Below are 20,770 nucleotides of genomic sequence, written 5' to 3'. Positions count from 1 at the left end.
CTGACGTGTCGGGTCGGCACGTCATCCACCTGCCGGTTGTCGTACCCGACATCGAGACCGCCGCTGACGTGGCGGCCCGCTTGGCCGACTCGCTGGCCTTCCTCGGCCTGGTCGACGCCGGCGAGATCACCGTCTCGGCCGAGGACGCCCAGGACGTACGCCGTCGGGTCTTCTGTGACCGGCTGCTACCGGCGGGTGGCCGATGCGGCGCGCGGGACGGCCACCCCGGTGCCTGTCTCCGAAACACCGATCCGTGAGTCACCGCCGCGCGGGTGGCGTCCGCCATGCTCGGGTAGCCGCCCCTTGCCGGCGAAGGCGGTCCCTGCTGCTGTCGATCAGCCGGCGGCCCACGCGACGGAGGACGGGCGTTGCCCGGTCCGGATGTACGCGGCGACGGCCGCGCGGGCCAGGTCGATCGAGACCCGGGCCAGTGTGCCGGGGATGGTGACCGGCGGGTGCTCGGAGGATTCGAGGACCACGATGGGGGCACCCGGATCCAGTTCCACTCCGTGGCTGTTGTCGGGGAGCCAGCGCAGTGCCGCGCGGCCCGCGTCGTAATCCACGTCCACCCGCATGACGTCCTCGCCACCGGCCGGGCCGATCCAGTACGCGTTCGCCCGGCGGCCGTGCGGGGCGATCCGGTGGGCCCGTTTCTCGAAGAAGGCGGAAACGGCCTCGGCGTCGGGCAGGACCTCTTCGTCCATGTCATAGCTGATCCGGTATGTCACTTCTTTATCCTCTCACCCGTTCCTCGGTAGGTTCTCGTCCACCAGGTCGCGCCGCCGTCCGGCGTCGCCCAGACGGTCAGCCGGGAGCCGGCCGGCAACAGGTCGCGAATGTAGCGTTCGCAGGTCGCGGGCCAGTCGGCGTCGAATCCGCGGTTACCGCAGGTGATGTTGTTGAGTACGACCTCGCCCTCTCTCAGGTTCTGCCGACGCATCCGTGCCGCAACATGGCTCTCCACGTGACTGATGACGGAGTCCGGCCATCCGCCACCAGGGAGCGGGCGAAGGTCGGCTATCGTCGCCGGGTCTTCGCCGCTGACTACGAGTTCACCGGCGAACATCCCGGTGGTGCGGTCCCGCGCGCCGGCCCGAACCGGAAGCCTCCGCCCGATCGCGGCAATCGCGTCGGAGGGCGCGGATTCGACTGACGGTTCCGGATCCGAGCGGCGCGGCCCGGGTGGCGGTGAACTCGGACCTGGTTGGGCGGGCGCCGGCAGATCGATGCCGATGGCCCGCCCGTACTCCACGATCGCCGCCACCGCACCGGCAGCCTGTTGATCGGCCTCCCGTAGCCGCTCCAGCGTCGCGGCGCCGTTCCGGATAGCCTGTTCGACCGAGGGATGCCGGCTGCCTTGGGTCAGGGCGACGAGGGTTTCGGTTCTTCCGGCTACCGCCTTGGCGTTGGCCGCGATCTGTGCCCGAAGCCCGGCGATGTCGAGGAGCACCGCCGAGAGCGAGGCAGCGACCTGCGCCAGGCTCACAAACAACCCTCCGTTCGGCTACCAGACGCTATCGAACGGTTACTGGGGCGGGCAACGGCAATGGGCTGGGCGCCAAAGGTTCGAACGGTTTCGGGCCGTCCGTCAGGACACGAGATCGACCGACAGGGGTACGGTAAGCGACGCAACCGTGACGCTTGCCGCCTTTGGGGTGGGGGAGGGGCGCTTCGCTGATGGCGCAGAGCAACCGGGACCGGGTGGGTCGTGGGCTGGAACTGCTGACCGAGGGGGTCGCGCCGTTCGTCGAACGGATCATGGCGCCCACGGTCGACCAGGGCCGGGACTGGACCGAGGTACTCGCCGAACGGAGGGGCAACCGCGCCAGTCACGCCTACAACCGGGAGGATCCGCAGACCTGGCTGCGGGTCATCACCGAGGAGCGGCCGTTCCGGGACAAGCTCTCCCACGTCCAGCGCGGCTTCGCCCAGGAACTGCGGGACGTCCGGAACTCGTGGGCGCACGGGCGGGCGTTTACCGACAACGACACCAGCCGGGCGCTGGACAGCATGGTCCGGCTCTGCCAGGCGGTCGGCGCGGTGCCGCAGGCCGAGGCGTTGACCCGGATGCTTTACGACCACCAGCAGGCGTTTTTCGCCAAGCACGCCGGTCGGGCGGCTAAGGCCACCGTCGAGCCGGGCGTCGCCGGCAGCGGGCTCAAGCCGTGGCGTGAGGTGATCAAGCCTCATCCCGACGTGGCCACCGGCAACTTCTCGGCCAGCGAGTTCGCCGCCGACCTGGCGCAGGTCGCCCGGGGAGAGGCCCGGGACGAGTACGGCGACCCGGTCGAGTTCTTCCGCCGCACCTACCTGACGGAAGGGCTGCGAGACCTGCTCGGCAAGGCGGTCCGGCGGATCGGCAGGGACCCCAACGCCGACCCGGTGATCAATCTCCAGACGAACTTCGGTGGCGGCAAGACCCACTCGATGCTGGCACTCTGGCACGCCTTCTCCGGCAAGCCGCTGACCGCATACCCGCAGGACATGCAGGAACTGCTCGCCGGCAGCGACCTGGCGGCGCTCGGTGCCGACATCCGCCGGGTCGCCCTGGTCGGCGACCATCTCTCGCCGAGCCTCGGCATGCCGAAGCCGGACGGCACGATGGTGCAAACCATCTGGGGCGAACTGGCCTGGCAGCTCGGCGGCCGGCCCGCATACACCCAGATCGCCGAGGCCGACCGCACCGGCACCAACCCGGGCGAAGCGCTCAGCATGCTGATCGCGGCCTACTCCCCGTGTCTGATCCTGATCGACGAGTGGGTCGCCTACGCCCGCCAGCTCGCCGACGAACCGGGGGCGCTGCCGGCCGGCACCTTCGACACGCAGTTCACCTTCGCGCAATACCTGACCGAGGCGGTCAAGGCCACCCCCGGCGCGCTACTGGTGATCTCCATTCCGGCCTCGGACCGGGGGGAGGCCGACGACGGCGGCGCGGCCATCGAGGTGGGCGGTCCGCGCGGCCAGGACGCGCTGGCCCGTCTCCAGAACGTCGTGGGCCGGGTCGCCAGCCAGTGGCGGTCCGCGTCCCAGCAGGAGTCGTTCGAGATCGTCCGGCGCCGACTCTTCGAGGAGCCGGACGGCGAGGCCCGGACCCACATCGCCGCCGTGGCCCGGCGATTCACCCAATTCTACGCCGACCACCGGCTGGAGTTCCCGGCCAACTGTTCCGAACCGGCCTACGAGGCCCGGATCCGCGCCGCCTATCCCGTGCACCCGGAGCTGTTCGACCGGCTCTACATCGACTGGTCGACGCTCGACCGCTTCCAGCGGACCCGTGGGGTGCTCCGGCTGATGAGCAAAATCATCTTTGCCTCCTGGCAGGCGCACGACCCGGCGCCGCTGATCATGCCCGGCAACGTGCAGCTCGAAGACCTGCCGGTGCTCACCGAGCTGACCCAATATCTCGAAGACTCCTGGAAGCCGGTCGTCGACGCCGACATCGACGGCCCCGAGTCGACCCCGGTGCGGATCGACATCGAGCGGACCACCTTCGGGCAACGTCGGATGACCCGCCGGCTGGCCCGGACGATGTTCCTCGGGTCGGCTGCCACTCTGCGCAGCGCACACAAGGGCATCGACCAGCAGCGGATCTGGCTCGGCTCGGCCGTCCCCGGCGACACCGTCGGGAACTTCGGATCCGCGCTGCACGTCCTCGCCGACCGGGCGACCTACCTCTACTCCGAGTCGGGCCGCTACTGGTACGACACCCAGCCATCCGTCACCCGTACCGCCCGGGACTACGCCGAGCGGCTGCACCCGGAGGACGTCTGGGCCGAGATCATCAAGCGGTTGCGTGCCAGCCAGACGACTGTACGGGGCAAGTTCGCTGCCGTACACCCGGCGCCGGAATCCACCGGTGACGTTCCCGACGTCGACGACGCCCGGCTGGTCGTGCTGCATCCCCGCTACACTCACCGGCGCGGCGAGGACAAGTCGAGCGCGGTCACCTTCGTCACCGAACTGCTCGCCCAGCGCGGTACCGCCCAGCGGGTGCACCGCAACATGCTGGTCTGCCTCGCCGCCGACACCCGGGCGATGGAGGACCTGATGGCGGCCGGCCGGGAGTACCTGGCCTGGCGGCAGATCGGCGACCGGCACGAGGAACTGGGCCTCGGCCCGGCACAGCAACGCCAGGCACGCAACCGGATCAAGGAGGCGGATCAGGCCGTCGACCTGCGCATCGGCACGGCGTACATCTGGGCCCTGTTGCCGGAGCCACCCGCCGCCGACAAGCCCGATGTGATCAAGGCGGTCAAGGCGGACGGCTCCAGCGCCCTGGCCGAGCGCGTCAGCACCCGGCTGGTCAACGACGGCACCCTCGGCATCGTGCACGCCCCGTCGCTGATCCGGATGCGGCTCGACGGGCCGCTCAAGTCGGTATGGGACCTCGGGCACATCCCGCTCGGCGAGCTGTGGGGCTACTACACCCGCTATCCCTACCTGCCCCGGCTTCGAGACCGCCAGGTGCTGGACCACGGCGTCGAGGACGTGCTCAACCTGGTTACCTGGGAGCGGGAAGGCTTCGCGCTCGCCACCGGATACGACGAATCGACCGGCCGCTACACCGGGCTCGTCATCCCGGGCGGCTCGGCGAGCTTCGCGGCGATCACCGACAGCACCCTGCTGGTCCGCCCGGACCGGGCGCTGGCGCAACGAGAGCTGGAGGAGATCGCCCGGAAGGCCGCCACCCCGAAGACCGAAGACGACCCCGGCGCCACGGTCGTCGGTCCCGGGTTGATCAGCCTGCCACGCCCCGAACCCGAGACACCCGAGCCGAAGCCGACGAGCCACTTCTTTGGGGTCTACCGGACCCGTACCGAGTTCTATGCCAAGGAACTCAACCGGCTCCAGACCGAGGTGCTCGCCCATCTCGCCCGAGCTGGCGAGTTGGAACTGACCATCGAGATCACCGCCCGCAAGCCGGACGGATACGCCGACGACGAGATCCGGACGATTTCCGAGAACGCACGAGTGCTGAAGTTCGAACAGGCCCGCTTCGAAGAGGAGTGACCGACGGTGCCCGTTGACAAGACCAGCAAACAGGTCGTCGTGCTCGTGTCGCAGATCTCCAGTGGCGAGATCAGGCTGCCCGAGATCCAGCGCGGGTACGTGTGGAAGCCGACCCAGGTGGCGAAGTTCGTCGAGTCGCTCTATCGGGGGTATCCCTCCGGTGCCTTGCTCTTTTGGAAGACCACGGACAAGCCGCGTACCCGGGACGTGGCGGCGGACGCACCCACACTGCAACCGGCGGCGGAGCCGCTCTACCTGCTCGACGGCCAGCAGAGGTTGACCTCGCTGCACCGCGTCTTCAACGACCATCCCGAGGCGCAGATCGTCTTCAACGTCGAAAAGGAGACCTTTCAGAACCAAAGCGCGGCGACGAAGAAGGATCCACGCTGGGTCAAGGTCTACGACATCCTCAATCACGACGACCTGCTTGAACTCCGCAGCGAACTGCTGACTGCCGGGGTGAAGGTCGACTCCAAAGAACTCGGCCAGCGGCTCAAGCGGATCGAGGCCATCGAGCAGTACTGGTACCACCTGGAGATCCTGACCGGATTCTCCTACGAGGACGTCGCGGACATCTTCGTTCGGGTCAACAGCGGACGGGCACTCAAGACCCTCGACCTGGCGCTCGCCACCCTCTCCGCACGCTGGTCTGGAATCCTCGCCAAGCTGGAGGCGGAGGCTGACCACTGGGCCAAGCAGGGTTACGCCGGACTCGACGTGGTCTTCCTCTCCCGCGCGTTCGCCGGGGCCGTGCTTGGTCGAGGGCTCTCCGCGCACTCACACGCCCGGCTCGTCGAAGCGAGCGACGAGCAGTTGGAACGCGGCTGGGAGACGGTCAAGCGAGGGCTAAAACACCTGGTTCCGCTGTTGCAACACAACCTGAACGTCAGCCGGTCGAGCCTGCTGCCCTCGCTTGTCGCGTTGATTCCGATCGTGATCTATCTCGGCGAGCGGGACGACGAGGCGCTGGACCAGGACACCGCAAACGGGCTGCTCTACTGGCTGCTGGCCGCCTACGTGCGCAACCGCTACAGCGGATCCACCGACACCGTGCTCGGCCAGGACATCCCCGCGGTGCGAGACGCTGATCCGGTGCGCCGCCTGCTGCGCAACCTCGGAGTTCATTCCCGCTTGGTCGTGACGCCGGACGCACTCGCCGGGCGGAGCCGGGAGAGCCCGTACTTCTTCCTCAGCTTTCTAGCCTGCCAGCGGAACGGGGCGCACGACTGGTGGCACGGCACCGCCATTGCCCCAGGACTGGACGGGGCGCAGAAGCTGGAGTACCACCACATCCACCCCGTGGCGACCCTGCGGGACGCCTACTCGAAGGCAGACATCAACGACCTTGCCAACCTCGCCTTCATCTCGGCGAAGGCGAACAAGAAGATCAGTGACAAGTCGCCGAGTGCCTACTTCTCGAGCCTGGGCGAGGCTGAACTCCGCGCCCACCTCGTCCCACTCGACGTACGGCTACGGGAGTCTTCGACGTACCCGGAATTTCTGGCGGCGCGGCGGAACCTGCTGGCGGCGGCGATGACCGACCTCCTCGACACCGTCCGACCCAAGTGGTTGGTCGACACGCAGAGTCCCCAGCCAGACCCGATTGACGGGCTGGCGCTGGAAATGACGCTGTATCAGAGCGCGTGGGAGGCGGGCCGATTGCTGCTGTCCGCTCGCGGACCGGGTGTCACCTGGAGCGGCGCCGTCGCACTGCCAGAGCTGGAGGCAGCATTGGCACAGGCCGCCGACGGCATCGACGGGGACGTGGAGATCGCTGGAGAGACGATACCGGTGCGCGTCCTGGAGGACGCGATCGAAGTACAGTTCGGCCCCTTCATGGTCGTCGGTACATCTGAGCAGTGGACCGAGGTGCTGGCGCGAGAACGCGCGGACGCGAGACCGCTGTCGCAGTGTCCGGTGGTGCCAGTTGTGCCATGGACGGGCGAGACGATGCGTCTCCCGGTGACCAGCACCGACTGACAGCAGCGGGGAGCACTCCGGTAGTCCCGGAGCAGACGGCAGGTTCCGCCTACTCCGGGAACCGGCCTCAGCCGTTGTCGTCGTCCTTGTCGTCGTCCTCGTCGTCGCGGTCGTCGTCCTTGCCGTTGTCGTCGTCCTGTTCCCGGTCGGTCTTGACGATCTCGCCGGTGGCCGCGTCCACGTCCACCTCGATCTCCCAGCCGTCCTTGACGACCTCGACGCTCCACACCTCGCGCCCGTGCTCCTGCTCCCGCTCGACCTCGTCGAGCTGGCCGCCACCGGCGCTGGCCAGGGCGATCTCGACGGCCCGCGCCGAGTCGACGGACCCGGCCGGTGCCGAGCCGGTCGGTGCGGGGGAGCCGGTCGGTGCGCCCGACGGCGTACCGCTGGGCGTGGCGGTCGATCCGGTGCCGGGGGTACCCGTCGCTCCGCCGCCGGGCGTGGGCGCAGCGGGCGCGGTGGTGGCGACGGCGCCGAACCCCTGCCGCTCGCCCTCCGCCGCGCTGGCCCCGATCGCGGTGCCGACGACGGCGGCTGCCGCCAGCACGCCACCGACGCTCAGGACCAGTGTCTTTCGCCGCATCGCAGTCTCCTCCATCGTCGCGAACACCCGGTTCCGGGGTTCTCGGCACCGAGGTTCGCGCAGATCGGGATAGCGGCGCGCTGTCCGAACCCTAAGCCTCGGTAAAGAGGGCGGACGGCGACCCGCTGGTCGCCAGCGGCGGTCCGAGGGTGACCGCGACCCGCGCCCCGCCACCGTCGGCCTCCGACAACTCGAACCGGCCGCCGCTGGCCCGGGCCGCCCGGCGGGCGATGTCCAGGCCCAGCCCGGTCGAGCCGGCGGCGCTCGCCCCGCGCTCCACCAGCCCGGCGGGGACGGGTCCGACCAGGGCTGGCGGCAGTCCGGGGCCGCTGTCGGCGACCGTCAGCAGCGCACCTCCGCCGGGGCGGGGCGCCAGCGCGACGGTGAAACCGGTCCCGTCCGGGGTGTGCGCGAAGACGTTGCCGAGCAGGGCGTCCAGCACCGCCGCCAGTTCGTCGGCGGGCAGCCGTACCGGCAGCGGCCGGTCGGCCAGGTCGAGCCCGACGGCCCGCCCGGTGTCCTCGGCCAGTACGGTCCAGAACGCCACCCGGTCCCGGACCACCGCCGTGGCGTCGCAGACCGGTTCGGTACCGGTGTCGGTGCCCCGCCGCCGGGCCTGCCGGATCAGCCCGGTCACCGCCCGCTCCACCGCGTCCACCCGCTCGGTGATCCGGGCCGCCTCCCGGGGGTCGGCCAGTGACTCGGACTCCAGCCGCAGCGACGTCAACGGGGTACGGAGCCGGTGCGACAGGTCGGCGAGCTGCTCGCGTTCGTCGCGCAGCAACTCCTGGATCCGGGTGGCGAGATGGTTGAGCGCACCGGCCACCGCCCGCAGCTCCGCCGGGCCGGAGGGGGTGGCCCGGGCGGTCAGCTCCGCGCCGGCCAGCCGGTGCGAGACCGCCGACAGCTCGGCGATCGGGGCGGTCAGCGACCGGGCCAGCCGGTCGGCGACGGCGAGGCCGAGCAGCAGCAGCGCCACCCCGAGCCCGGCCAGCACCAGCCAGGAGCGGTAGACGCCGTGGGTCAGCTCCTCCTCGGAGACGAAGGTGCGGATCACCGCCGTACCGTCCGGGCGGCCCTGCACGGCGACCAGGATCTCCCGGCCCTCCTCGCCCGCGACGGTGAGGCTCTCGCCCCGGGCGGCCAGCTCGACGCCGTCGGTCCGGGGCGCGCCGTCGCCGAGGACCGCGCCGTCGGGCAGGAAGACCGTGACCGGCCGGTCGGCCGCGGCCCCGACCTGCTCGGCGGCGAGCCGCAGCCCGTCCGGGCCGGTGGTCCCCACCAGCGGGACCAGCGCCTGCACGTCGGCGGTGGCGGCCACCACCGCCCGGTCCGCGGCGACGCCGCGCAGCAGCACCGCGAGCGGGACCAGGAAGGCCAGCAGCACCAGGCCGGTGGTGGCCGCGACCAGCAGGGTGAGCCGGCGCCTCACGGCCGGGTCCCGGGTACGTCGAGCCGGACCCCCACCCCGCGCACCGTGTGCAGGTAGCGGGGCTGCTGCGCGGTCTCGCCGAGCTTGCGGCGCAGCCACGACAGGTGTACGTCCACCGTCTTGTCGGCGCCGCCGTAGGGCAGCTGCCACACCTCGGTCAGCAGTTCCCGCTTGCTCACCACCCGACCGGCCCGGGCGGCCAGATAGTGCAGGAGGTCGAACTCCCGGGGGGTCAGTTCGAGGGATGTCCCGGCCAGGGTCGCCTGCCGGCCCGCCGGATCGACCCGCAGCTCGCCGACGGCCAGCGCCGCGGGGCCGTCGGCCGGGCCGGTGCCGCGCCGCAGTACCGCCCGGATCCGCGCGTCCAGCTGGGCGGCGGTGAAGGGCTTCACCACGTAGTCGTCGGCGCCGGCGTCCAGCCCTCGGATGATCTCGGCCTCCTCGTCCCGGGCGGTGGCGATGATCACCGGTGTGCTGTTCACCGCCCGGAGCATCCGAAGCAGCTCCAAGCCGTCCAGGTCGGGCAGGCCGAGGTCGAGTACGACGAGGTCGGGCCGGTCGTCGAGGACCCGTTGCAGCCCGGTCATCGCGGACTGCACGGCGGCCACCGCGTGTCCCCGGTCGCGCAGCGCGTGCAGCAGCGGGGTACGGATGGCCGGGTCGTCCTCGATCAGCAGTAGGCGAGCCACACCGGCACGGTAACCCGGAAATGCCTCCCGGCACCCGGTTGGCGGCGGCCCGGCCGCCGACCTGCCCCTCCGACCGGCCGGCGCACGGAACGCGCTACTATCTTAGGGTCATTAAGTTTCTGCTTAGAAGGTGAAAGGTCGGTATGCCGCGCCAGGGTCTGACGAGTGAGCGGGTCTCGGGCGTCGCCGCCGAGCTGGCGGACGAGGTGGGACTCTCCCGGTTGACCGTGGCGGCGGTCGCCCGGCACTTCGGGGTCTCCGACGCCGCGCTCTACGCGCACGTGCGCGGCCGGGACGCCCTGATCGAGCAGGTGGCGGTGCGGGCGGCGGCCACCTTCGCCGACCGGCTCGGCCTCGCCGTGGCCGGACGGGGCGGCCGGGAGGCGCTGCTCGGCTTCGCCGACGCGTACCGGGCGTTCGCGGTGGCCCACCCCGGGCAGTACGCCGCGACCCAACTGCCGCTGCCGGCCGAGGTCGGCGCTAACTCGGCCGGACACCTGCGCATGATCGAGTTGAGCTACGCGATGCTGCGCGGGTACGGGCTGGCCGAACCGAGGCTGACCGACGCCCTGCGTTTCGTCCGCAGCACCCTGCACGGCTTCGCGACGCTGGAGAGCGCCGACGGGTTCGGCCATCCCCGCGACGTCGACGCGTCCTGGCGCCACATCCTCGACGCGATGCACACGACGCTGAGCAACTGGCCGACCCAAACGGAGGAGAGTGGAAATGCCGAGTCATGACAGCCACGACGAGGAGGTCGAGTCGCCGGACGGCACCCGCCTGGTGGTCCGCAGGACGGGTTCCGGCGACCCGGTGATCCTGGTGCACGGCTCGGGAGGCGGGCTGCACTCCTGGGCCGGCGTCGCCGAGCTGCTCGCCGACGACCACGAGCTGTGGCTGCCGGCCCGGCGCGGTTACGGTCCCAGCGACGTCCCACCGGCGGTCAAGTCCTTCAAGGACGAGATCACCGACCTGGTCGCGGTGGCCGAGGCGGCGTACGCGTCGTCGGGCCGGCGGGTTCATCTGGTCGGCGCCTCCTACGGGGCGACCCTGGCCCTGCACGCCGCCTCGGCCGAGCCGACCCGGTTCCGCTCGCTCGCGCTCTTCGAGCCACCGCTCTTCGCGGCGGGGTCGGAGCTGGTGCCGCTGCTCGACCGGTACCGTGCCGCCTTCGACCGGGACGACGCGGTGGCGATGGCGGCGGTGTTGAACGAGGTGACCCGGGTCCCGGCGGAGGTGGTCCGGGCGTTCGCCGCGGCGGCCGGTGACCGCGGGCCCGACCCGGCCGAGGCGCGCCGGTCGGCGGTCGGCTGGCTGCACGACCTCGAAGCGCTGGCGACCGACAGCACGGACGTCGCCCGCTGGTCCTCGATCGGCCTGCCGACCCTGCTGATGCAGGGCGCCGACACCTGGGAACCGATGCCGAGCGCGATGGACGCGCTCGCGGCGGCGATCCCGCGACTGCGCCGGGTGGTCTGGGCCGGGCAGTCGCACTTCGTGACGGCCACGGCGCCCGCGCTGGTCGCCGACGCCCTGCGCGGCTTCTTCACCGAGGTCGACGGCTAGCGGGTCGAGGACGGGCCGGGGCGGGCCGTTAACGGTTCCTTAGGGTCCGTCGGCACCGGCCTTAACGGCCGAGCGGGCATCATCGGAGGATGCGTCGACGTACCCTGCTCGCCCTGGCCGGCTGGCTGCTCGCCGCGCTGGTCGCGACCGGGACCGGGCTGGCCGCCGTACAGGTGATCGGAGCCGGGCTGACCGGGCCGGCGGGTGAGGTGCGCAGCCCGGCCGAGGTGGCCCGGGCGCTGGCCGCCACCCCGCCGCCGGCCGCCCCGAGCGCCGCGCCCTCCGGCGGCACCGCCAGCCCCTTCCCGACCCTCTCCACCGCGCCGCCGGCCGGCGCCGACGACTCGCGCCGGCTGGTCTCCACCCCCGGGGGTACGGTGCTGGCCGAGTGCGCCGGCCGGCAGGTCTGGCTGAGCGCCTGGACGCCGGCCCAGGGTTACCGGGTCGGCGAGGTCGAGCGCGGTCCGGACGACGACGCCGAGGTGACCTTCCACGGCTCGGGCGGGCGGATCGAGGTCGAGGTCGAGTGCGTCGGCGGCCGGCCGGTGCCGACCTGGAAGGCGCACGGCGACGACGACTGACCCGGCCGGTCGGGCGCGCCGGCCACGCCCCGGGGGGTCGGTTCAGTGGTAGCGGCCCGCACCCAGGGACCAGTCGTAACTGCCCCGGATCCAGGCCCGGCGGGCGGTGACGAACCGGAGGGTGTCGGGGTCGCCGCCGGCCAGCAGCGCCGACTCCAACCTCAGGTACGCCCGCAGCCCGGCGTTGAACCGGTGGGCCGCGTCGAGGAGTCCGGCCCGCTCCTCCCGCCCCGCCTCCCGGGCGAGTACGACGATCAGGTTGTGCCCGTCCCGGCCCTGCCGGCGCTCCTTGCCGTACGAGAAGACGTCGTTGCACCAGCAGACCAGGTCGGCGGCGAGGTCGTCCAGGTGGGACGCCTCCAGGTCGGCCCGGCAGATCGCCTCGGCCAGTCCGCCGTACGCCAGGTCGGTCAGGGTGAAGCTGGGGCGTACCGCACCGGTGTGCCGGCGCATCTGGAGGTATTCGGCGACCGCGGGTACCCGGTCCCGCTCCCGGTTGGCCGCCTCCCAGAGCAGCGCCAGCAGGTAGTCCCGCATCTGGGCGGCGAACCGGAGCAGCAGCCGGGGCGGGCCGTGTGCGCGTACCCGTCGGCAGAGGTCGTGCAGGCCGGCGGCGGTCGGGCCGGCGACGGCGGTCGAGCCCGGCGGGGCCGGCCCGCCGCGCAGGTCGAGGACGTCGAGCAGCTGCCCGACGACCGGGGCGAGCCGGGCCGGGTCGTCGCCCAGGCCGTCGTCGTCGCAGCGGTCGTCGAAGGTGAAGAGCCAGCTGAACAGGTCGGCGAGCAGCCGGAGCTGCTCGGGCCGGGCGTCCGGGCAGGTCCGGCCGGCCAGCTCGGCCGCGTTCGCCCGGTCCAGCCGGCGGGCCGCGGCGGGGCTGCCGACCAGGCCGAGTTCGCTGGCCCACCGGGTGGACTGCGGCCCCACCTGCCCGACGTGCGCGCTGACCCGTTCCGGGAAGGGTGGCCGGGTCAGCCACGCCAGGGCGAGGGCGCGCATCGGCAGGACGGCGGGTTCCTGGTTCAGATCCCGAGTTTCGCGGTACGCAACCGCTCGGTGAGCGCGGTCGGACCGACCAGTTGCACCCGGGCGGCGCGCTGCCGGCCGAACAGGAACATCATCAGCTCGCCGGGGGATCCGACCATCCGGAGCTGCTCGCCGCCGGCCCCGGCGGTGGTCTCGCCGTGCTCCGGCGCCTGGATCAGCAGGGCGGCCGGAAACCGGCGCAGCGACATCCGGGCCATCGCCGGGATGCGCTTCCAGAGCGCGGCCCGCTGACCGGCCGGAAGCTCCCGGGGCTGCCAGTCGGGCCGGGCCCGCCGGACGTCCTCGTGGTGCACGAAGTACTCGACCAGGTTCGCCAGCTCGTCGATCGGCGGCAGCGCCAGCGGACTCCACCGGGGCGGGCGCCGGACCAGCTCGACCAGGGCCGGGTAGGGCCGGCCGGCCATCGCCGCCTGGACCCGTGTCCCGTGCGCCCGCAACGGCGGGAGGAGCAGGCCGGCCGCCGCGTCCGGGCGGCGTTCCCGGACCACCAGGTGGGCGGCGAGGTCTTTCGCGGCCCACTCGGGGATGATCGTCGGTCCGTCCGGCCCGATCGCCAGGAGGAGATCGGCCAGCGACTGTCGCTCCGTGTCCGCGTAGCGGGGCATGTCTTGATCGTAATCCCGATCCGGCCGACCGGTGTGCCACCGCCGGTTCGTATCCGTTTCGCGCGCGGTCCGGCACCGGGGAACAGGTTGTGACAGCAGACACAATCAGGGCCGAGTCGGTATCACCCCGGCCAATCGGTTCGTCAAGCCCGCGCCTGATCAGTAAGGATGAGCTGGACGCAAGAGGCTTACGGCGGGGGAGAGCGTGGCGGGCAAGACAAGCCGGGACATACTCGTGCGGGGGATCAGGGTCCTCGGCTACGCGATCCGCGACGAGCCACGGATCTTCGCGGTGGCGGTCGGCGGCAGCGTTCTCTACAGCCTGTTGATCATCGCGAGCGCGTACGTGGTCGGCGCCGTCGTCGGCGACGTGGTGGTGCCGTCGCTGGAGACCGGCCGGGTCGACCTGGCCGCGGTACTGCTCGGCGCCGGTGCGCTGCTCGCGGTCAGCCTCGGCCGGGTACTGGGAATGTTCGGTCGCCGGCTCGGCGCCGGCTTCATGCAGTACCGGTTGCAGGCCAGCTACCGGCGCCGGATCACCCGCCGCTACCTGGAGCTGCCGCTCTCCTGGCACCACCGGCACGCCACCGGCACCCTGCTCTCCAACGCCAACTCCGACGTGGAGGCGGCCTGGTTCCCGATCGCGCCGCTGCCGTTCGCGGTCGGCACCCTGGTGATGCTGGTCGCGGCGATGGGCTCGCTCTTCTTCACCGACTGGGTACTCGCGCTGGTCGGCGTGGCGATCTTCCCCGCGCTCTTCGCCCTGAACGTCGTCTACTCCCGACGCATGGCGCCCCGGCAGGCCCGCGCGCAGCAGATGCGCGCCGAGGTCAGCGCGATCGCCCACGAGAGTTTCGACGGCGCGCTGGTGGTCAAGACCATGGGCCAGGAGGCCCGGGAGACCACCCGGTTCGCCGCCCAGGCCGGTGAGCTGCGGGATGCGCTGATCTCGGTCGGTCGGCTCCGGGGCGTCTTCGACCCGATGCTGGAGACCCTGCCCAGCCTCGGCACCCTGGCGGTGCTGCTGGTCGGCGCGGTCCGGTTGAGCCAGGGCGCGGTCACCATCACCGAACTGGTCAGCGTGGCGTTCCTCTTCACCGTGCTGGCCTTCCCGGTCCGGGCGATCGGCTGGGTCCTCGCCGAACTGCCGCGCAGCGTCGCCGGCTGGGACCGGTTGCAGACCGTGCTCACCGCCACCGGCCAGATGCCGTACGGCGACACCACGCTGGACCGCCGGGACGGCCGTCCGGCCACCCTCGTCTTCGACCGGGTCACCTTCGGGTACGCCCCGGCCGAACCCCCGCCGCCGACCGCCCCCGCCGAACCGGGCCTCGCCATCGAGGAACCGGAAACCGCGGCGAGGCCCGTCGGGGTGGCACCGCCGACCGGACCGGCACCCGCCGAGCCGACGCCGGCCGGGCCGGTACCGGTGCTGCACGACGTCTCGTTCACCGTTCCGGCCGGCCGCACCGTCGCGCTGGTCGGGCCCACCGGCTCCGGCAAGTCGACGATCGTCTCCCTCGCGGTACGGCTGGTCGACCCGGACGCCGGCACGGTGACCCTGGACGGGGTCGACCTGCGCTCCCTCACCGCCGCCTCGCTCGCCGGCAACACCGCGCTGGTCGCCCAGGTGCCGTTCGTCTTCGACGACACCATCCGGGAGAACATCACCCTCGGCCGGGACGGCATCACCGACGACGACGTCTGGGCGGCGCTGCGGCTGGCCGAGGCGGACGGCTTCGTGGCGGCGCTGCCCGAGGCCCTGGACACCCTGGTCGGCGAGCGCGGCGCGGCGCTCTCCGGCGGCCAGCGGCAGCGACTCACCCTGGCCCGGGCGCTGGCCGGCCGGCCCCGGCTGCTGGTGCTGGACGACGCCACCAGCGCGGTCGACCCGAGGGTGGAGGCGGCGATCCTGGCCGCGCTGCGCGGCGGGCGGTCCGGGTCGACCGACGCCGACGGCCCGCCGGGACCGGGGGCGTCGATCCTGGTGGTGGCGTACCGGCGGGCGACGATCGCGCTCGCCGACGAGGTGGTCTACGTCGAGCACGGCCGGGTGGTCGGCCGGGGCACCCACGCCACGCTGCTGCGTACCACGCCCGGCTACGCGGCGCTGGTCACCGCGTACGAGCGGGCCGAGGCGGAGCGGGAACGCGAGCGGGCGTACGAGGATCCGGCGACCCGCCGGGGCGAAGAGGTGGACGCGTGAGTACGACCACGGCCGGGGCGGTACCGGAGCGGGCGGAGAGCGCCTGGGGGACGTTCCGGCGAGGGCTGGCACTCTCCCCGGAACTGCGTACCGGACTCGCCGGCACCCTCGCGCTGGCCCTGGTCTCGATGGTCGGCCGGGCCGCCGTGCCGGTGGCGATCCAGCAGGGCATCGACCGGGGGCTGCGCGCACCGGGCGGGCCGGACATCGGGGTGGTCGGCATCGTGGTCGCGGCGACCGCGGCGGTGCTGGTGGTGACCACCATCTGCGGCTATCTGATGATGCGCCGGCTCTTCACGGTCAGCGAGACGGCGCTGGCCGGGGTGCGGGTGCGGGCCTTCCGGCACGTGCACGACCTGTCGACGCTGCACCAGCAGGCGGAGCGGCGCGGCTCGCTGGTCTCCCGGGTCACCAGCGACGTGGACCAGATCACCCAGTTCCTCCAGTGGGGCGGGGTGATCCTCCTGATCAACCTCGGTCAGGTGGTGGTGACCACGGTGGTGATGGCGGTCTACTCCTGGCAGTTGACCCTGGTGGTGTTCGCCGCGTTCGTCCCCGCCGTGGCGGTGATCCGGGTCTTCCAGAAGCGGCTCGCCGCCGCGTACGGGGTGGTCCGGCAGCGGCTCGGCGCGATGCTGGCGGCGGTCTCGGAGAGCGTGGTGGGCGCGCCGGTGATCCGGGCGTACGGGGTCTCCGGCCGGACGGCCGAGCGGCTGGACCGGACCATCGAGGCGCAGCGCCGGGCGCAGCAGCGGGCGATCCGGACCAGCGTGATCAGCTTCTCGACCGGCGAGATCGCCGCCGGGCTGGCCCTGGCCGGGGTGGTGGTGCTCGGCGTCAAGCTGGGTGTCGACGGTTCGCTCGGCATCGGCGAGCTGACCGCCTTCCTCTTCCTGGTCACCCTCTTCATCCAGCCGGTGCAGATCGCGACCGAGGTGCTCAACGAGGCGCAGAACGCGGTGGCGGGCTGGCGGCGGGTGCTGGACGTACTCGACGTGGCGCCGGACGTGGCGGACCCGGGGGAGCAGGGCGTCGACCTGCCGGCCGGGCCGATCGACATCCGCTTCGCCGACGTCGAATACCACTATCCGGGCGGCCCGCCGGTGCTGGTCGACGTCAACGTGGACATCCCGGCGAAGACCCGGGTGGCGGTGGTCGGCGAGACCGGCAGCGGCAAGACCACCTTCGCGAAGCTGCTGACCCGGCTGATGGACCCGTCCGGCGGGGCGGTGCTGCTCTCCGGGGTGCCGCTGGACCGGGTCCGGTTCGGTTCGCTGCGCTCCCGGGTGGTGATGGTGCCGCAGGACGGCTTCCTCTTCGACTCCACGGTGGCGGAGAACGTCCGGTTCGGCCGGCCGGAGCTGACCGACGAGGAGCTGGCGTCGGCCTTCACCGAACTCGGTCTCGGCGACTGGGTGGAGGGGCTGCCGCTCGGGCTGGCGACGCCGGTGGGTGAGCGCGGCGAGGCGCTCAGCGTGGGCGAGCGGCAGTTGGTCGCGCTGGCCCGGGCGTACGTGGCCGACCCGGACCTGCTGGTGCTGGACGAGGCGACCAGCGCGGTCGACCCGGCGACCGAGGTACGCCTGCAACGCACCCTGGACGCGGTGACCCGGGGCCGGACCACGGTGGCGATCGCGCACCGGCTCTCCACCGCGCAGGCGGCCGACGAGGTGATCGTGGTGGACCGGGGCCGGATCGTGCAGCGGGGTCCGCACGAGGAGCTGGTCAGCGACCCGCAGTCGGTCTACGGCCTGCTCTATGCCTCCTGGTTGGAGCAGACCCGGTAGCGGCGGCGAACGGTGCCGGCGGTGAGATGGACGCCGACCGTCCGATAGGTTAGCCTCCCCTTACTAAGGACAGGCTAACTCCGCCGGAGGTCGACGTCATGCAGCCCAGCTCCGCGGAGGTGGCCCGTACCCTGGCCGCCGGTCGGCTCGCCGGCACCGCCCAGGTCGCCTACCGGCCCGGACCGCACCAGGTCCGGCACGCCACCGACCCGTCCGGCCGGATCCTGCTGCTCGTCTCGATCGTCAGCGACCTGGCCGCCGCACTCCGGCCCGGCAGGAGCGGCCGGGGCACCGCACTGGTGCTCGACGTCCGCGACCTGCCGCCGGCCGCCGGGGCGCCCCCGCTCGGCCGGGTCTGGATCTCCGGCTGGCCGGAGCCGCTGACCGGGGTCGAGGCGCGGCAGGCCGCCATCGACTTCGCCGAGGTGGTGCCGACCGGAGACCTGCTGGACGTCGGCCGGGGCTTCACGCTGCACCGGTTCGAGCCGGCCGAGATCCGGCTCGAACGTGCCGGCACCGTGCGACACGTCGAGCCGGCCGAGTACGCCGCCGCCGAGCCGGACCCGCTGCACCCGCTGGAACGGGACCTCCTCGCCGACCTCGCGGACCACCACGGGCCGGAGATCGCCGCCTTCCTCCGGCGCCAGCTCGGCGACCTCGTACCGCCGGGCGGGGCGGACGAGCCGCCGCCCCGGGTGGTCCGGCTCGACCGGTACGGCATGGTGGTGGCCCTCGGCGGACGCGGTACCCGCTGCCGGGCCCGGCTCGCCTTCCCCCGCCCGCTGACCGGCCAGGCGGAGCTGGCCGAGCTGCTGCATCCCGTGCTCTGCCGGCGGCGGCACCAGGCACAGCGCCCGGATCGGGAGTGGCCGCTCGGCAGCACCCCCGGCCAGGTCTGGTCCGACCGCTAGCCCTGCGGGTCAGCCGTCCTGCCGCGTCCCGCCCGGCGTGCCGGGGCGCGGTCCGCCCGGCGAGCCCGGATCCGCCGGCCGGGCGGTGAGCCGGGTGACGTCCCCGGTCAGATAACGCTGGATGGTCGGCCCCACCGCCGCGACCACGACGTCCGGCGGCGCCGAGGCGAGCGGCTCCAGCCGCAGGATGTACCGGACGATGACCATGCCGGCCATCTGGGTGGCGACCAGCGACGAGCGCAGCGGTGCCTCGGCCGGGTCGATCTCGAGCAGCCCGGTCGCCCGGCGCAGCACCTGGGTCTCCAGGAACTCCCGGAGCAGCCGGGCGGTCCACTCGTTGTTCATCGCGGACCGGAACAGCGCGACCCCGGCGGTGCCGGCGGGGGAGTCCCAGACCCGCAGGAACGTCCGGACCAGCCGTTCGCCGATCCCGTCGAGCCCACCGGCGGCGATCTGCGGCAGCAGCTCCTGCGGGTCGAACGGGATGTCGATGGTGGCGAGGAAGAGCTGGTCCTTGGTGCCGAAGTAGTGGTGGACCAGCGCCGGGTCGACTCCGGCGGCGGTCGCGATGGCCCGGATCGAGGTGTGGTCGAAACCGCGTTCGGCGAACGCCTCCCGGGCGGCTCTCAGGATGCTCTCCCGGGTGTCGGGGTTGCCCGGTCGCCGTCCGCTCCGTCGTGCCATCGCCGTCCTCGTGCTCGTTCCTCCGGCACCGGTCGGCGCCTCCCGCAGTGGGCGCCGACCGGTGCCGGACGCCTCAGCCGGTACGCCGCCGAAGCGTGGCCGCCGCGAGCACCAGAGCGACCACCACCGCCGCGGCCACCACCGCCACGTCCCGCCACATCGTGCCGGTCGGCTCGGCGTGCGCGCCGACCTCCTGTAGCGCCTCGACCGCGTACGACAGGGGCAGCGCGTCGCTGATCACCTGTAGCCAGCCGGCCATCTGGTCGCGGGCGACGAACAGGCCGCAGAGCAGGATCTGCGGGATCACCACGACCGGCATGAACTGTACGGCCTGGAACTCGGTCTGGGCGAAGGCGCTGCAGAAGAGCCCCAGCGCGACCCCGAGTACGGCGTTGACCACCGCGATCAGCACCACCAGCCCGGGGTTGCCGGCGGTGGAGAGGTCGAAGAGCCAGTACGCCGCGCCGGCCGCGACACCGGCCTGGACCGCGGCGGCCAGTCCGAACGCGAGGCCGTAGCCGAAGAGCAGGTCGAGTTTGCCCAGCGGGGTGGTGAGCAGCCGTTCCAGCGTGCCGGAGGTGCGCTCGCGCAACATGGCGATGCTGGTGACCAGGAACATGATCACGAACGGGAAGACGCCGAGCATGACCAGGGCGATCCGGTCGAAGACGGCCGGCTGTCCCGGCGGCGCCGGCTGGTCGCCGAACATGTGGTAGAGCAGGGTGAGCAGCACCACCGGCACCACCAGCAGCATCGCGACGGTACGCCGGTCGTGTCGCAGTTGGCGCAGGATGCGACCGGTGGTGACGGCGAGGATCCGCAGGTTCACCGTCCCGCCCTCCGATCGCCGCTGCCGGCCAACCGGTCCCCGTCGGCCAGCTCGTTCGCCCGGATCAGCCGCAGGAACGCCTCCTCCAGGTCGTCGGTGCCGGCCGCCGCGCGTACCGCCGGGACGGTGTCGTCGGCGATCAGCCGGCCCTCCCGGATCAGCAGCAGCCGGTCGCACCGGGCCGCCTCGTCCATCACGTGGCTGGAGACCAGCAGCGTGGTCCCCTCGGCGGCCATCGCGTGGAACCGCTGCCACAGCTCGGCCCGGAGCACCGGGTCCTGCCCGACCGTCGGCTCGTCGAGGATCACCACCTCGGGGCGGCCGACCAGGGCACAGGCCAGCGAGGCCCGGCTGCGCTGGCCGCCGGAGAGGGTGCCGACGAGCTGGTCGGCCGCGTCGGCCAGGCCGACGTCGGCGATCGCCCGGTCGGCGTCGGACCGGCCGACGCCGTGCAGCCGGCCGAAGTAGCGGGTGTTCTCCCGGACGGTCAGGTCCGGATAGACGCTCGGTGCCTGGGTCAGATATCCGAGGCGTCGCCGCAGGCCACGGGCTCCGGCCGGCTCGCCGAGCACGGTGACGGTGCCGCCGGACACGATCTGCACGCCGACGATGGCCCGCAGCAGCGTGGTCTTGCCGCTGCCGCTCGGGCCGAGTAGCCCGGTGACGCTCCCGCGCGGGACGGTGCAGCCGATCCCGTGCAGGACCTGCCGTTTCCCGCGCGTCACGACGAGGTCGCGGACCTCGATCGCGGTCTCCATGATGCCTCCCTGCAAAACTCATCAAGTGTTGAAATCAACGCTAGATGAAATCTTGCCGGCGGACAATCGTCGATCGGGCCGGCCGGTTTTCCGACCGGCGGGGAG

At 72.4% G+C, this 20,770-nt stretch carries 18 protein-coding genes and 2 pseudogenes; 10 read left to right on the top strand and 10 right to left on the bottom strand.

Annotation, left to right across the window (positions count from 1 at the left end):
• Nucleotides 1-5: 5 nt before the first annotated feature.
• Nucleotides 6-257 (top strand): hypothetical protein, encoded by a 252-nt coding sequence (locus tag C6W10_RS25980; RefSeq protein WP_107264291.1) that lies wholly within the window; start codon nucleotides 6-8, stop codon nucleotides 255-257.
• Nucleotides 258-335: 78 nt separating this feature from the next.
• Here C6W10_RS25980 and C6W10_RS25975 read toward each other — a convergent pair whose 3' ends face one another.
• Together C6W10_RS25975 and C6W10_RS25970 are read right to left on the bottom strand one after the other, a co-directional pair.
• Nucleotides 336-728 carry an Imm1 family immunity protein gene (locus C6W10_RS25975; RefSeq protein ID WP_159104746.1) on the bottom strand — a complete coding sequence of 131 codons (393 nt, stop codon included), beginning with the start codon at nucleotides 726-728 and terminating at the stop codon, nucleotides 336-338.
• Nucleotides 725-1,486, bottom strand: a complete 762-nt coding sequence (locus C6W10_RS25970) for a DddA-like double-stranded DNA deaminase toxin (protein WP_107261309.1) — start codon at nucleotides 1,484-1,486, stop codon at nucleotides 725-727. Before C6W10_RS25970 ends, C6W10_RS25975 begins: the two co-directional genes overlap by 4 nt.
• Before the next feature lie 191 nt (nucleotides 1,487-1,677).
• Between C6W10_RS25970 and C6W10_RS25965 the strand changes: the two genes are divergently transcribed.
• Together C6W10_RS25965 and C6W10_RS25960 are read left to right on the top strand one after the other, a co-directional pair.
• Complete coding sequence (locus C6W10_RS25965; RefSeq protein ID WP_107261307.1) at nucleotides 1,678-5,010, top strand: Swt1 family HEPN domain-containing protein; 3,333 nt, start codon at nucleotides 1,678-1,680, stop codon at nucleotides 5,008-5,010.
• Between the two features lie 6 nt (nucleotides 5,011-5,016).
• On the top strand, nucleotides 5,017-6,990 hold the full coding sequence (locus C6W10_RS25960) for a DUF262 domain-containing protein (RefSeq protein WP_107261306.1): 1,974 nt from the start codon (nucleotides 5,017-5,019) through the stop codon (nucleotides 6,988-6,990).
• Nucleotides 6,991-7,057: 67 nt separating this feature from the next.
• Here the strand turns inward: C6W10_RS25960 and C6W10_RS25955 are convergent, their stop codons facing one another.
• From C6W10_RS25955 to C6W10_RS25945, 3 genes are all read right to left on the bottom strand, one after another.
• Nucleotides 7,058-7,573, bottom strand: a complete 516-nt coding sequence (locus tag C6W10_RS25955; RefSeq protein ID WP_107264290.1) for a PepSY domain-containing protein — start codon at nucleotides 7,571-7,573, stop codon at nucleotides 7,058-7,060.
• 91 nt (nucleotides 7,574-7,664) lie between these two features.
• Nucleotides 7,665-9,005 (bottom strand): HAMP domain-containing sensor histidine kinase, encoded by a 1,341-nt coding sequence (locus tag C6W10_RS25950; RefSeq protein WP_107261304.1) that lies wholly within the window; start codon nucleotides 9,003-9,005, stop codon nucleotides 7,665-7,667.
• A complete protein-coding gene (locus tag C6W10_RS25945) occupies nucleotides 9,002-9,694 on the bottom strand; it encodes a response regulator transcription factor (RefSeq protein WP_107261302.1) in 693 nt (230 codons plus the stop codon). Before C6W10_RS25945 ends, C6W10_RS25950 begins: the two co-directional genes overlap by 4 nt.
• 143 nt (nucleotides 9,695-9,837) lie before the next feature.
• Here C6W10_RS25945 and C6W10_RS25940 point away from each other — a divergent pair, with 143 nt between their 5' ends.
• The 3 genes from C6W10_RS25940 (at nucleotide 9,838) to C6W10_RS25930 (ending at nucleotide 11,841) form a co-directional block, all read left to right on the top strand.
• Nucleotides 9,838-10,434: a TetR/AcrR family transcriptional regulator gene (locus C6W10_RS25940; protein WP_107261300.1), complete on the top strand. Its 597-nt coding sequence runs from the start codon at nucleotides 9,838-9,840 to the stop codon at nucleotides 10,432-10,434.
• Nucleotides 10,421-11,260 carry an alpha/beta fold hydrolase gene (locus tag C6W10_RS25935; protein WP_107261298.1) on the top strand — a complete coding sequence of 280 codons (840 nt, stop codon included), beginning with the start codon at nucleotides 10,421-10,423 and terminating at the stop codon, nucleotides 11,258-11,260. Before C6W10_RS25940 ends, C6W10_RS25935 begins: the two co-directional genes overlap by 14 nt.
• A gap of 89 nt (nucleotides 11,261-11,349) precedes the next feature.
• Nucleotides 11,350-11,841: a septum formation initiator gene (locus C6W10_RS25930; protein WP_107261297.1), complete on the top strand. Its 492-nt coding sequence runs from the start codon at nucleotides 11,350-11,352 to the stop codon at nucleotides 11,839-11,841.
• Nucleotides 11,842-11,883: 42 nt separating this feature from the next.
• Here C6W10_RS25930 and C6W10_RS25925 read toward each other — a convergent pair whose 3' ends face one another.
• Nucleotides 11,884-12,837 carry a terpene synthase gene (locus C6W10_RS25925; RefSeq protein WP_107261295.1) on the bottom strand — a complete coding sequence of 318 codons (954 nt, stop codon included), beginning with the start codon at nucleotides 12,835-12,837 and terminating at the stop codon, nucleotides 11,884-11,886.
• A 23-nt stretch (nucleotides 12,838-12,860) separates the two neighbouring features.
• Nucleotides 12,861-13,490 carry a TIGR03085 family metal-binding protein gene (locus C6W10_RS25920; RefSeq protein ID WP_107261293.1) on the bottom strand — a complete coding sequence of 210 codons (630 nt, stop codon included), beginning with the start codon at nucleotides 13,488-13,490 and terminating at the stop codon, nucleotides 12,861-12,863.
• A gap of 205 nt (nucleotides 13,491-13,695) precedes the next feature.
• On the opposite strand from C6W10_RS25920, the pseudogene C6W10_RS39775 reads away from it, so the two are divergent.
• From C6W10_RS39775 to C6W10_RS25905, 4 genes and pseudogenes are all read left to right on the top strand, one after another.
• Nucleotides 13,696-14,805 (top strand): annotated as a pseudogene (locus C6W10_RS39775) (ABC transporter transmembrane domain-containing protein); the annotation flags it as partial.
• A gap of 111 nt (nucleotides 14,806-14,916) precedes the next feature.
• Nucleotides 14,917-15,696: pseudogene (locus tag C6W10_RS39770) on the top strand (ABC transporter ATP-binding protein); the annotation flags it as partial.
• Nucleotides 15,693-17,483 carry an ABC transporter ATP-binding protein gene (locus tag C6W10_RS25910; protein WP_107261275.1) on the top strand — a complete coding sequence of 597 codons (1,791 nt, stop codon included), beginning with the start codon at nucleotides 15,693-15,695 and terminating at the stop codon, nucleotides 17,481-17,483. The pseudogene C6W10_RS39770 and the gene C6W10_RS25910, both read left to right, overlap by 4 nt.
• A gap of 98 nt (nucleotides 17,484-17,581) precedes the next feature.
• Entirely contained in the window at nucleotides 17,582-18,394 is an 813-nt protein-coding gene (locus C6W10_RS25905; protein WP_234361431.1) for a DUF2470 domain-containing protein, read from the top strand.
• Between the two features lie 9 nt (nucleotides 18,395-18,403).
• Here the strand turns inward: C6W10_RS25905 and C6W10_RS25900 are convergent, their stop codons facing one another.
• From C6W10_RS25900 to C6W10_RS25890, 3 genes are all read right to left on the bottom strand, one after another.
• Entirely contained in the window at nucleotides 18,404-19,078 is a 675-nt protein-coding gene (locus tag C6W10_RS25900) for a TetR family transcriptional regulator (RefSeq protein WP_107261273.1), read from the bottom strand.
• A 73-nt stretch (nucleotides 19,079-19,151) separates the two neighbouring features.
• On the bottom strand, nucleotides 19,152-19,907 hold the full coding sequence (locus C6W10_RS25895; protein ID WP_107261271.1) for an ABC transporter permease: 756 nt from the start codon (nucleotides 19,905-19,907) through the stop codon (nucleotides 19,152-19,154).
• The gene (locus tag C6W10_RS25890) at nucleotides 19,904-20,665 is read right to left on the bottom strand and encodes an ABC transporter ATP-binding protein (protein ID WP_107261269.1); all 762 of its coding nucleotides are present in this window, start codon (nucleotides 20,663-20,665) and stop codon (nucleotides 19,904-19,906) included. Before C6W10_RS25890 ends, C6W10_RS25895 begins: the two co-directional genes overlap by 4 nt.
• Between the last annotated feature and the right edge of the window lie 105 nt (nucleotides 20,666-20,770).

The organism is Plantactinospora sp. BB1 (assembly GCF_003030385.1).
Lineage (GTDB): Bacteria > Actinomycetota > Actinomycetes > Mycobacteriales > Micromonosporaceae > Plantactinospora.
The sequence above is the reverse complement of the archived record's forward strand: the minus strand, read 5'-3'. Positions and strand labels throughout refer to the sequence as shown.

Coding starts and splice junctions, on each gene's coding strand:
- C6W10_RS25965 (WP_107261307.1), top strand. CDS start 1,678: ATGGCGCAGAGCAACCGGGACCGGGTGGGTCGTGGGCTGGAACTGCTG.
- C6W10_RS25955 (WP_107264290.1), bottom strand. CDS start 7,573: ATGCGGCGAAAGACACTGGTCCTGAGCGTCGGTGGCGTGCTGGCGGCA.
- C6W10_RS25940 (WP_107261300.1), top strand. CDS start 9,838: ATGCCGCGCCAGGGTCTGACGAGTGAGCGGGTCTCGGGCGTCGCCGCC.
- C6W10_RS25935 (WP_107261298.1), top strand. CDS start 10,421: ATGCCGAGTCATGACAGCCACGACGAGGAGGTCGAGTCGCCGGACGGC.
- C6W10_RS25930 (WP_107261297.1), top strand. CDS start 11,350: ATGCGTCGACGTACCCTGCTCGCCCTGGCCGGCTGGCTGCTCGCCGCG.
- C6W10_RS25925 (WP_107261295.1), bottom strand. CDS start 12,837: ATGCGCGCCCTCGCCCTGGCGTGGCTGACCCGGCCACCCTTCCCGGAA.
- C6W10_RS25920 (WP_107261293.1), bottom strand. CDS start 13,490: ATGCCCCGCTACGCGGACACGGAGCGACAGTCGCTGGCCGATCTCCTC.
- C6W10_RS25905 (WP_234361431.1), top strand. CDS start 17,582: ATGCAGCCCAGCTCCGCGGAGGTGGCCCGTACCCTGGCCGCCGGTCGG.
- C6W10_RS25900 (WP_107261273.1), bottom strand. CDS start 19,078: ATGGCACGACGGAGCGGACGGCGACCGGGCAACCCCGACACCCGGGAG.
- C6W10_RS25890 (WP_107261269.1), bottom strand. CDS start 20,665: ATGGAGACCGCGATCGAGGTCCGCGACCTCGTCGTGACGCGCGGGAAA.